Source organism: Geminicoccus sp., from assembly GCF_035556675.1.
GTDB lineage: Bacteria > Pseudomonadota > Alphaproteobacteria > Geminicoccales > Geminicoccaceae > Geminicoccus.
The window spans coordinates 1-11,740 of sequence record NZ_DATMFZ010000046.1; the positions used below are offsets into that span (position 1 = coordinate 1).

Below are 11,740 nucleotides of genomic sequence, written 5' to 3' on the forward strand. Positions count from 1 at the left end.
GAGCCTGCCGGGATGTGCAGGCCGGCGGCGGTTACCCCGCTTTCGTCGATCGCGGTTACCTGATGGCAGAGCAGCAGCTCCACGCCCAGCCTCGCCAGGGCCCGCTCGGTCTTGGCCGACATTTCCGCGGGAAATGCGCCCAGCACGCGGTCACTGCCCTCGATCAGCACCACTCGGGCATCAGCCGCGCCGATCCGCCGGAAGTCGCGGGCCAGCGCGTAGCGGGTGAGCTCGGCGATGGCGCCTGCCATCTCCACCCCAGTGGGGCCGCCCCCTACCACCACGAAGGTGAGCAGCCGGCGCCTCATGGCGGGGTCGTCGGCCAGCTCCGCCTGCTCCAGCCTGGTCAGGATCCGCTCGCGGATCTGGGTCGCGTCGGCGATGCGCTTGAGGCCCGGGGCCAGCTCCTCCCACTCGTCATGGCCGAAATAGGCATGGCGTGCGCCGGTGGCGAGCACCAGCCAGTCATAGGTCAGGCGCCGCCCGTCGCCCAAGGCGACCTCACGCACCGCATGGTCCACGGCGACGACCCGGCCCAGCTGCACCTCGACGTTCGCCTGGCGGCGCAGGATGCTGCGGATCGGCCAGGCAATGTCCGCGGGCGACAGGGCGGCGGTCGCGACCTGGTAGAGCAGCGGCTGGAAGAGATGGTAGTTGCGCCGGTCGACCAGGGTGATGCGCAGCCGGGCACCGGCCAGTGCCTGGACGCAGCTCAGCCCGCCGAACCCGGCACCGACCACGATCAGACGCCGCGCACCGTCCTGTCCCGCATCTGCCATGCTCCTGCCCGGTCCCCTGGATACCGCTGTGCTGCTTCCGTTTCCGGCAAGGCTGCCATGGGTCAGGCGTTCACCTGCAGCAGCGCCTGCACCTTCGCGTGCAGCATGTCGAACGAGAACGGCTTGACCAGGAGCTCGGTGCCCTCGCCCAGATGTCGCTCCAGCCGTGCGCCGGCATAGCCGGTGATGAACAGAACGGCGAGGCCGGGCCGGTTCGTCCGGGCGATCTCGGCCAGCTGCCGGCCATTCGGGATTCCCGGCAGACCCACATCGGTCAGCAGCAGGTCGACCCGGCGCCGCTCCGACAGGATCGCCAGGGCCTCGCGACCATCGGCCGCCTGCAGCGCACGGTAGCCGGCCTCGGCCAGCCGCTCGGCGGTCACCCGCCGAATCGCCTCGTCGTCCTCGACCAGGAGCACGGTCCGGCCGGTCTCGCCCATGGTGGGGGCCGGCCGAACGGGCTCGGCGGTGACGGCCGCGGCACCCTCGTGGCGGGGCAGGTAGATCCGGATGGCGGTTCCCTGGCCGGGTGCGCTGGTCGTGCGCAGGAGCCCGCCCGACTGGTGGACGAAGCCGTAGATCTGGCTGAGGCCGAGCCCGGTCCCCTGGCCGATGGGCTTGGTGGTGAAGAACGGCTCGAACGCATGGGCCAGCACCTCCGGCGGCATGCCCACACCATTGTCGGCGACCGTGATCTCGACGAACGCGCCGGCTGGCGGGTCGTCGCGCTCGGTCAGGTCGGCCGCCGTCAGGCTCACCTCCGCGACGGTGATCAGGATCCGCCCGCCGCCCGGCATCGCGTCGCGCGCGTTGATGCACAGGTTGAGCAGCGCGCTCTCAAGCTGGTTGGCGTCGCACAGCACCAGGCCGACCTGGCCCTGCAGGCCGACCTCGATCTGCACCTCCGGGCCGACCGAACGGCGGATGAAGTCCTTCATGCCGCGCACCAGCTCCGCCACATCGGTCGGCCGGGGCTGCAGGGTCTGGCGCCTGGCGAACGCGAGGAGGCGGTGGGTGAGGTTGGCGGCCCGCTCGATCGCCTCGCGCGCGCCGTTCAGATAGCGGTCCACCTCGTCGATGCGCCCCTGGCCGATCCGGCGCCGCACCATCTCCAGGCTGCCGGAGATGCCCTGAAGCATGTTGTTGAAGTCATGCGCGATGCCGCCGGTGAGCTGCCCCACCGCCTCCATCTTCTGCGCCTGACGCAGGGCCTCCTCGTTGGCCCGCAATTCGCGGGTCCGTTCGGCGATCTGCTGCTCCAGGGTCGCGTTCAGCTCGTAGAGCGCCTGCTCCGCCCGCTTCTGCTCGGTGATGTCGTGGCCCTGGACGAAAATGCCGATCACGCTGCCCGAGGCGTCGCGCACCGGCTGGTAGATCAGGTCCAGGAAATGCTCCGACGAGGACAGGCGGTCCGGGGCCGCGAGGACGACGCGCACGCTCTGACCGACGAACGGCTCGCCGGTGGCGAACACCCGCTCCAGCACCTCGAGATGGCCCTGGCTGCCGAGTTCCGGCAGTACCTCGCGCACCGTCTTGCCGACTACCGGGCGGCCGACCAGGCGGAGATAGGCGGCATTGGCCAGCTCGAATGCATGGTCTGGGCCGCGCAGCAGCGCCATGAAGCTGGGCGCCTGCTCGAACATCTCCCGCAGGTTGCTGCGCTCGGCGTCCAGCGCCTGGTTGGCGATCTGGACCGCCTCCGCCCGCCGCAGCACCCCTTCGGTGATGTGGATCGACCCGGCGGCACCGCCGACACGCAGCCGGTGGAGCTCGGTGACGTCCACCGTGTGCTGCAGCACGAACGCCACCTCGCCCCGCTCGTCGAACATGGGCGTGTGGGTGGCGCTCCAGTAGCGGTCCACCAGCGTACCGTCCGGCCTAGCGATCGCGTAGTGGATCAGCGAAAGATGGTCGACCGCCTTGTCCGCCACGACCCGCGCCAGGGACGCCCGCAGCGCCCGACCGCTCGGCGCATCCGCATCGCTCGGGAACGCGTCGAACATATTGCGGCCGACCAGCTGGTCGCGCTCGCGCATGGTGACGCGCAGATAGGCGTCGTTCATGCCGACGATGTCGAAGTTGCGGTCCAGGATGACGTACGGATTGGGCGAGGCGTTGAACAGCCCGGCCAGATCCACGGTACTCAAAGCGGGTGCACGAAACAGACCGCATCTCCAGCCTGCCGGCCCTGCGCAGGCAATATCCTGGCACTATTCTAACGAGGCGGTCCGGCGAACGCGAGCGGGATCGCAGCACCGGTGCCCTGCCCCCACTGTCCCCGTGCCGGCTGGCTCAGTGCCGGATCTGCGCCCGGATCACAGACGAGGACGTCGATCTCGAAGTTAGGAGGGGGATGGCCGCGACGTCGTCTGCCGGCATCTTTCACTGGCCTTCCGGCCCGATCGCCTCGCCATGGCATCGCGCCTCGTCGGCGACCAGGTGACCCAGGTGTGACCGTTCCCGCCGGTCGAGGCACTGGATTTACGCGCGATACGCCCTGGCAAGCTCCTTCAGCCATGAGGCGATGTCCGATCTCGGGACGAGGCGGATTCCAGCAACAGGAGAACCCGCCGTCACGCCCGGTCCTGCGGCAGCTTGCCGATGAAGGCCCGCAGGTCCACCAGCATCAGCTCCGGCTGCTCCAGGGCGGCGAAGTGCCCGCCCGACGTCATGTCGCTCCAGTGGACGACGTTGTAGGTCTGCTCGACGAGCGAGCGAGGCGTGGGCAGGAACACGGGATCGGGGAACGCCGCCACGCCCAACGGTGCGCGCACGCGCGTGCCGGCCGGGAACCGGCTCGATCCCTCCAGGCGCTTGCCGCGATAGATCCAGGTCGCTGTGACCATCGAGGACGGAGCCAAATAGAGCATGATGTTGGTGAGCAGTTCCCCTTCGGAGAACCTGCTCCACAGGTCCGGGCTGCCGTCACTCCGCCTGGGCAGATCCGCCCACTGCCCGAACTTCTCGAGAATCCATCCGGCAGCCCCGACTGGGCTGTCGGCCAGGGCCGCGCCCAGGGTCTGCGGACGCGTTTCCTGCTCGTGGTTGTAGCCGGTTTCCAGGTCAAGGATCGCCGCGCGACGGGAGATCAGGTCCTGCGCCTCGGGCGTGGTCGGCCGCACGTCCTCGCCCAGGATGCTGACCATGTTGATGTGGAAGCCCAGCAGCGCAGCCGGCCGTTCATGGGCCATCCAGCTCGCAATGTGCGCGCCCCAGTCGCCACCCTGCACGACATAGCGGCGCTCCTCGAACAGCCGGGCCATCAGGCCGTGCATGAGCGCGCCGGCACGACGCGGACCGATGACGCCGGTGATCGGCTGGGAGAAGGCGAAGCCCGGCAGCGAGGGTACGATGACGTCGTGCCCGTCCTGCGCCAGCGGCTCCCAGATATGCTCGAACTCGAGGAACGAGCCCGGCCAGCCATGGAGCAGCAGGACGGGCGGTTTGGAGCCGTCGCCGCGCACATGGATGAAATGGATCCGCTCGCCTTCGATGTCGGTGATGAAATGGGGAAGCTGGTTAAGGCGGCCCTCCACCGCGCGCCAGTCGTAGCTGTCCCGCCAGTATGCGACGAGTCGCTTCAGGTCGGCGATGCCGACACCAGCCTTCCAGCCACCCACGTCCGGAAGCTGACTCCAGTCATAGGCTGCGACCTTCGCCATGATGGCGGCGAGCCGTTCGTCGGGAACTTCGATCCGGTAGGGCGAGATCATGTCCATCTCCCAAGCTGCCGGGCGGCCGCTGTGCTGGCCGCCCGCCCGCCCGATCCCCCGGGACGCGTCTTGTCAGTCGCCGATTTGCACCACCAGCTTCCCGACATGGCCGGCCGCCCGCAGGGCCTGGTAGGCGGCATCCGCCTCCTCGAACGGGAACACGCGATCGATCTCAGGTTTGATGCCGGTCGCGATCAGGGCCCGCAGCGTGGCCACCGGGCCGACATAGATGCCCTGAAGGGTGATGCGCTTTTCGAGGATGGCACCGGTGTCGACCTCGCCGCCGAACCCGGTCAGCACACCCATCAGCGAGATCCGCCCGCCGAAGCGGGTCGCCCGCAAGGTCTTGCTGAGCGTGGCCGGGCCGGCGACGTCGACCGCCAGGTCGGCGCCGATGCCACCGGTCAGCCCCAGCACCTCCTCCTCCCAGTCGGGCCGCGCCGTATAGTTGATTACATGATCCGCCCCGAGCGCCCGGGCCCGCTCCAGCTTGGCATCCGAGCTGGACGTGATGATCACCCGGGCCCCCGCCAGCTTGGCCAGCTGCAGCGCGAAGATCGACACGCCGCCGGTGCCCAGCAGCAGCACGGTTTCGCCCGGCTGGACGGGGCGCCGCTCGAACAGCGCCGACCAAGCGGTGACGCCGGCACAGGGCAGGGTCGAGGCCGCCTCGAACGAGATCGGATCGGGCAGATGGACCACGCCCGTGGCGGGTACGACGATCTGTTCGGCCAGCACGCCGTCGACACCGGGACCGCCCAGGCTCGATGCCTTCTTCGCCTCGCTGAACTCGCCTTCGACCCATCCCGGCATGAAGCCGATGACCACCCGGTCGCCGATGGCGAACCCCTCGACACCGCTGCCGATGGCGGAAACGATGCCGGCACCATCCGACAGCGGCACCACGTCGGTAAAGCGCTTGGCCACGACCAGGTCGCGATAGTTCAGGGACGCGGCCCGAAGATCGACCCGAAGCTCGCCGTGACCGGGATCCAGGTCCTCGGTCTCTTCCAGTACGACCGTCGGATGCTCTCGGCCAGTGATTCGGTAGCGACGCATGAGTTGCCTCCTTTCGGACAGCAAGCTAGTGCGCCGGCTTCTCTGCTGGAAGTACGCACAAAAGAAGCATGTAGTATCATGGATGATAGTGTCGGAAATGAGTCGGCTCGACCGGTGGCGGCTCGCCAATTATAGCGTTTAATTCTACTTTCGCGAGATTGGTCCCCGCTGCCGGACTCGAACCGGCATGCCCGGAGGCGAGCGATTTTAAGTCGCTTGCGTCTACCTGTTCCGCCAAGCGGGGCTGCGGGGCGAACCTAGCAAGCCGGCGGCGGGTGCGGAACCGGGCTCAAGGTTCGGCCTTGGTTTCGACCCCACGCTCCAACGCCCAGGCGGTGAGCTGGGCATAGCCGGAGTCGAGTTGTGCCTCGTCGGTCCCACGGAACACGATGGTGGTGCCGTAGCGGCCGTCGCGGGTGAACGGGTAGCTGCCGATGTCGATCCCGGCATGGTCCTGCTGGATCTTGCCCAGTGCCTCGGCGACCTCGCCTTCCGGCGTGAACAGGGTGAGGCTCTTCGACTTGAGGCGCGGGCCGCCCTTCAGCCGCGCCTTGATGCCGTCGAACATGGCCCGCATGATCGCCGGCACGCCTGCCAGCACATAGACGTTCTCGACCCGGAAGCCCGGCGCAATGCTGACCGGGTTGTCGATCAGCTCTGCCCCTTCCGGGGTCTCGGCCATGCGCATCCGTGCTGCGTTGACCTTCTCCGGCGGGAAATATGCGAGCAGGCGCCGTTCGGCTTCCGGGTGGCGGCCGAACGGCAGGCCGAATGCCTTGGCCACACAGGCCGAGGTGATGTCGTCATGGGTCGGGCCGATGCCGCCCGTGGTGAAGACATAGGTGTAGCGGCGGCGCAGCGCGTTCAGCGCGTCCACGATCTCCGCCTCGATGTCGGGCACGACCCGCGCCTCGGCCAGGCGCACGCCGATCTCGCCCAGCTCGCGCGCGATGTGCGCGAGGTTCACGTCCTGGGTCCGGCCACTAAGGATCTCGTTGCCGATGATCAGGACCGCGGCGGTCGGCTGCTCACTCATGTCGCTTCGGCTCCCGCAGGGTGACAGGCACCGCCTTTAGGCGCCGGCACGGACGGCTTGCGCGCGCCGGTCCGGCCAGCCTAGTCGACGGGGCTGCCTGGAACCTACATGGGCTCCCTGCAGCCCGCCATGTCCATGTCCGGCATTGGTCCTGTCCGGCCCTTGCAGTACCACCGTCAGCCGACGAGAAGGAACTTGAGCAAATTCTACCATTGGTTTAATTCCGGTGGTCGTCGCGCCAAGCACGTCCGAAGGAATGTCCGTGCGCCCAGTGTCCCGCTGCACCGACCCCAGGATTTCGCGGCCATGCGCAGCGCCGGCCGCCTCGCCGCGGCGACGCTGGCGATGATCGCGCCGCTGGTCCGCCAAGGTGCCACCACCAGGGAACTGGATGCTACGTGCGAGGCGTTCATCCGCGACCACGGCGCCCTGCCCGCCCCGCTCGGCTACCGGGGCTATCCGTTCGCGACCTGCATGTCGCCGAACGAGGTGGTCTGCCATGGCATGCCGAATGATCGGCCGCTGGCAGCCGGCGACCTGCTCAAGATCGACATCACGGTGGAACTCGGGGGCTGGCACGGCGACTGCTGCCGGACCTTCGCGGTGGGCGAGATCGATGCCCGCCGCCGGCTTCTGCTGGAGGTGAGCGAGGCGGCCCTGGCTGCCGGTGTGGCGGCGGTGCGGCCGGGCGGCCGCCTGTCGGCGATCGGCCGGGCGGTCCAGGAACTGGTCGAGGCGGCCGGCTTCAGCGTGGTGCGCAGCTATTGCGGGCACGGCATCGGCCGGGAGTTCCACCAGCCGCCGCAGGTCCTGCACCACTTGGACGAGGATCGCGACCTGACGCTCCAGCCCGGCATGTTCTTCACGATCGAGCCGATGGTGAACGAGGGCGCCCATGCGACGCGATGCCTGGACGACGGCTGGACGGTGGTGACCGCCGATGGCGGCCTGTCCGCCCAGTTCGAGCACACGGTGGGGGTGACGGCCAGCGGCGTGGAGATCTTCACCCTGCCCCGCCCGGCCTGAGGCGGATCGGTGTTCGGCATCGATCCCGACATCGCCGCCAGCCTCCGCTCGCACGGACTCTCGGCGGCGTGCGAGACCGATGCCTCGGGCATTGCCCGCTTCGTGATCGTCGGCCGGACCTGGTCGTTCAAGGACCGGCTGAAGTCCCACGACGCCCGCTTCGATGGCAGCCGCAAGGCTTGGCTGCTGCCCTCCGAAGCCGCGCTCCGCAGCTTCGCCGACGGGCTCGCGACGGTGGCGCCGGGCCTGGCCGAGGCGGCGCCCGTGGAGCCCGGCAAGGGCTGGAGCTGGGGCAGCAAGCATTATCACGGCCATCGCGAGCGGCTGCGCGGCCGGTTTGCCGAGGCCCGCGACGAGACGGCACTCGCGGACTACGAGCTCCTGGAACTGCTCCTGTTCTTTTCGGTCCATCGCCGGGACACCAAGCCGATCGCCAAGGCGCTGATCGATCGGTTCGGCGGGCTGGGCGGCGTGCTGGCGGCAGCGCCCGAGCGCTATGCCGAGGTCTTCGGCCCGGATTCCACGGCGGTTGGGGAGGAGCGTCGTGCCCAGGTCGACGAGGACCTGCGCTTCACCCGCATCCTGCTCAAGGCCATCCATCAGCTGATGCGACGCGTCCTGAAGGAGGCGGTGAAGGAGCGACCGCTGATCGGCTCCTGGACCGCGCTGATCGACTACCTGGCCGTCAGCATGAGCCACGAGGGCACGGAGCATTTCCGCATCCTGTTCCTGGACCGCAAGAACATCCTCCTGCGCGACGAGGTGCAGAGCCGCGGCACCGTCGACCACACGCCGCTCTACCCGCGCGAGGTGCTCAAGCGCTGCCTGGAGCTGGATGCCGCGGCGATCATCATGGTCCATAACCACCCCTCGGGCGATCCGACCCCGTCCAGGGCCGATGTCGAGATGACCAGGGAGGTGGCCGTCCTGCTCAAGGCCGCCGGCATCGAGCTCCACGACCATGTGATCATCGGCAAGGGCCGGCACCTGAGTTTCCGCACCGAGCAGCTGATCTAGCGGCGGCTTAAAGCCGAGCGCCCGATCTGCTAGCTGGGCGGCGCCATGCCCGACCTGCCCGATCTTCCCGTCCGCGACGTCCTCCCGGCGCTCGTCCAGGCCCTGGCCGGACCGGGTGCTGCCGTGCTCGAGGCGCCGCCCGGTGCCGGCAAGACTACCCTGGTGCCGCTGGCTCTGCTGGAGGCATCCTGGCGCCAGGGCGGCCGGCTGATCGTGCTGGAGCCCCGCCGGCTGGCAGCACGCGCCGCGGCGCGCCGGATGGCCGATCTTTTGGGTGAGCGTACCGGCGAGACGGTGGGCTATGCGATGCGTTTCGAGCGTAGCATCGGCCCGGCCACCGTGATCGAGGTGTTGACCGAAGGGCTCTATCTGCGCCGGCTCCAGGCCGATCCCGAGCTGCCGGGCGTGGCAGCGGTGATCTTCGACGAATTCCACGAGCGCTCGCTCGATGTCGACCTGGCCCTGGCGCTGACCCTGGAGAGCCGGGCAGCACTGCGCCCGGACCTGCGCATCCTGGTGATGTCGGCGACGCTGGACGGCGTGGCGGTAGCAAGCCTGCTGGGCGATGCATCGGTGATCCGCAGCGAAGGTCGGATGTTCCCGGTGGCCGTGCGCCATCTCGGCCGCGATCCGGACGAGCCGGTCGACCGGGCGGTGGCGCGTGCCTGCCTGGAGGCCGTCGCGACGGAGCGAGGCTCGGTCCTGGCCTTCCTGCCGGGCCAGGCCGAGATCGGCCGTGCCGCCGCCTACCTGTCCGGCCGGCTGGCCGGCCAGCCGGGAGTGGAGGTCCATCCGCTTTATGGTGATCTTTCCAAGGAGGCGCAGGATCGGGCGATCCGGCCCGCACGCTCGGGCATCCGCAAGATCGTGCTCGCCACGGACATCGCCGAGACCAGCCTCACCATCGAGGGCGTGCGGGTGGTGGTGGACAGCGGCCTGACCCGCAAGCCGAGTTTCTCCCCGCGCACTGGCACGGCCGTGCTCACCACCCGCAGGATCGCGCTGGCCAATGCCGAACAGCGCCGCGGCCGCGCCGGGCGGCTGGAGCCTGGCATCTGCCTGCGCCTGTGGTCGGCCCTGGAGGAGCGGCAGCTGGCTGCCCAGCCGCGCCCCGAGATTCTGGACAGCGACCTGGTTCCGCTGGTGCTGGAGCTGCGGGTCTGGGGCGTGCGGGATGCGGCGAGCCTCGCCTGGCTGGATCTGCCGCCGGCAGCAGCCATGTCCGCTGCCACTGACACGCTCCGGCTGCTGGGTGCGCTGGACGTGGACGGTGCGGTGACCGCACTCGGCCGGCGCATGGCGCGGCTGCCGGTCCATCCGCGCCTGGCGGCCATGGTGCTGGCCGGCGAGCGAAGCGGGTTCGCCGACACCGCGGTGGCGATCGCAGCCCTCCTGTCAGGCCGTGACCTCCTGCCGGGTAGCGCTTCGATCGACCTAGCCCTGCGCCTGGAGGCGCTGCAGGGGGGCGGCGGCGAGTCAGGCCGGCGCCAGCAGGCCCTGTCGATCGCGCGGCAATTGGGCCAGGGCCGCTTCGACCGCAACCGGATCGACCCCGCCCGCGCCGGTGCCCTGCTGGCCCACGCCTACCCGGACCGGATCGCCCGGCGCCGGGCACCCGGATCCTATCGACTGGCGAACGGCCGCGGCGCCCTACTCGACCAAGCCGAGCCGCTGGCTACCTCCCCCTGGCTGGTGGCGGCCGAGTTGGACGACCGGGGTGCGGATGGCCGGGTGCGGCTGGCCGCGGCGGTATCACCCGACGACCTGCCCGATGCGGGCCGGCGGGACGTGACGGTGCTGGAGCTGGAGGGGCCGAGCGGCCGGGTGGTGGCCAAGCAGGCAGTGATGCTGGGGGCGATCGAGCTGTCGGCGCGATACGACGAGCCCTCGCGCGAGCAAGCGGGCGAGCTGCTGGCCCAGGCTCTGGCGCCGCGCCTGCCGGCTCTGATCGCGGCTACACCCGCGGCCGAGCGGTTGCGCCGCCGCGTCCTGCTGCTGCGGCGGCTGGACGGCGAACAGTCCGCCCTGCCGGACCTGTCGGACGAAGGGCTGGTCCGCGATGCTGCCGACATACTCGCCGGCTGGCTGGACGGATTGCGCTCCCTGCGGGCCGCGGAGGCGCTCGACTGGCACGCGGTGCTCTCTGCCCGGCTGGGCCATGCGGCGCGCCTGCGCCTGGATGCCGAGCTGCCGACCCACTGGACCACACCGGCCGGCACGCGCCACGCGATCGACTATGAGAGCGATCCACCGGTGCTGGCGGTCCGCCTGCAGGAGATGTTCGGTGCCGCCCACGGGCCCGTGCTGGCAAAGGGGCGCATCGCCTGCGTGCTCCACCTGCTCTCGCCGGCGCAACGGCCGGCCGCCATCACCAGCGACCTCGCCGGGTTCTGGCGCACCGGCTGGCCTGATGCGCGCAAGGAACTGCGCGGCCGCTACCCCAGGCATTTCTGGCCGGACGATCCGGCCAGCGCCCAGGCGACCGCGCGGGTCAGGCCGCGCTAGAGTGGCTCCGGCCGCTGGAAGTGCCGCTCGTCCGGCTGGTGGTCGAAGCTGATGCCGGTGGTCTCGAACTGGCGGCTGTCCAGCCCGCCTGCCAGCAGCGGCCAGCCCCGCAAGGCATAGGCGCGGAATGGAACGGCGCCACAGTCTCGCCATTCCGCCGGCCGGAGCGACGGCTGGCTGCGCTCCAGAAGATCAACGGCCGCCACCAGTGGCGCAATGAGCGGCCGGGTCCAGGTGGCGGCCAGCACCTCGCCACAGGTCCGGCCGTGGCGGGTCAGCACGAAATAGGCGCCCTTCTCGCCCGCGACCGTCGGCCGCCGCCCGCCCCAGAGGGTCAGGGCGAAGCGCTGGCCGGGTTCCGCGTCGGGCAGACTGGCCCCATCGATCGGCAGGGCTGCCGGCTCGAGCGGCACGATCAGATGCCGCTGGAGGTCGACCAGCAGCTCCGCTCGGCCCAGGCGGACGCGTACCATGAGAGGGTCGGTGCCGGTCTCCAGCCGGATCGGCACCCCGCGGAGCACGCCTTCCACCAGGGTACCAGCCTGGGCGGGGCCGGCAGCGAGGCCCAGGAGCAGTGCCGCCGCTGTCAGGGCCGTCCGCACCGG

General features: G+C 70.0%; 9 protein-coding genes and 1 tRNA gene. 3 read left to right on the forward strand and 7 right to left on the reverse strand.

Annotation, left to right across the window (positions count from 1 at the left end; all coding sequences use genetic code 11):
* The 6 genes from VNS22_RS03355 to VNS22_RS03380 all read right to left on the reverse strand — a co-directional run.
* A partial coding sequence (locus VNS22_RS03355) for an NAD(P)/FAD-dependent oxidoreductase (RefSeq protein WP_325729605.1) occupies positions 1–779 on the reverse strand: 779 nt, incomplete at its 3' end.
* A 62-nt stretch (positions 780–841) separates the two neighbouring features.
* Positions 842–2,917 (reverse strand): PAS domain-containing protein, encoded by a 2,076-nt coding sequence (locus VNS22_RS03360; protein WP_325729671.1) that lies wholly within the window; start codon positions 2,915–2,917, stop codon positions 842–844.
* 435 nt (positions 2,918–3,352) lie between these two features.
* Positions 3,353–4,492: an epoxide hydrolase gene (locus VNS22_RS03365; RefSeq protein WP_325729607.1), complete on the reverse strand. Its 1,140-nt coding sequence runs from the start codon at positions 4,490–4,492 to the stop codon at positions 3,353–3,355.
* A gap of 72 nt (positions 4,493–4,564) precedes the next feature.
* Entirely contained in the window at positions 4,565–5,551 is a 987-nt protein-coding gene (locus VNS22_RS03370) for an NAD(P)-dependent alcohol dehydrogenase (protein ID WP_325729609.1), read from the reverse strand.
* A gap of 159 nt (positions 5,552–5,710) precedes the next feature.
* Positions 5,711–5,795, reverse strand: a tRNA-Leu gene (locus tag VNS22_RS03375).
* A gap of 45 nt (positions 5,796–5,840) precedes the next feature.
* Entirely contained in the window at positions 5,841–6,587 is a 747-nt protein-coding gene (locus VNS22_RS03380) for a competence/damage-inducible protein A (RefSeq protein WP_325729611.1), read from the reverse strand.
* Between the two features lie 195 nt (positions 6,588–6,782).
* Between VNS22_RS03380 and map the strand changes: the two genes are divergently transcribed.
* The 3 genes from map (at position 6,783) to hrpB (ending at position 11,135) form a co-directional block, all read left to right on the forward strand.
* Entirely contained in the window at positions 6,783–7,613 is an 831-nt protein-coding gene (map, locus tag VNS22_RS03385) for a type I methionyl aminopeptidase (RefSeq protein ID WP_414653307.1), read from the forward strand.
* A gap of 183 nt (positions 7,614–7,796) precedes the next feature.
* A complete protein-coding gene (gene radC, locus VNS22_RS03390; RefSeq protein WP_414653309.1) occupies positions 7,797–8,630 on the forward strand; it encodes a RadC family protein in 834 nt (277 codons plus the stop codon).
* Positions 8,631–8,675: 45 nt separating this feature from the next.
* On the forward strand, positions 8,676–11,135 hold the full coding sequence (gene hrpB / locus VNS22_RS03395) for an ATP-dependent helicase HrpB (RefSeq protein WP_325729615.1): 2,460 nt from the start codon (positions 8,676–8,678) through the stop codon (positions 11,133–11,135).
* Here the strand turns inward: hrpB and VNS22_RS03400 are convergent.
* Positions 11,132–11,737 (reverse strand): hypothetical protein, encoded by a 606-nt coding sequence (locus VNS22_RS03400; RefSeq protein ID WP_325729617.1) that lies wholly within the window; start codon positions 11,735–11,737, stop codon positions 11,132–11,134. The two genes, hrpB and VNS22_RS03400, sit on opposite strands and share 4 nt — an antisense overlap.
* Between the last annotated feature and the right edge of the window lie 3 nt (positions 11,738–11,740).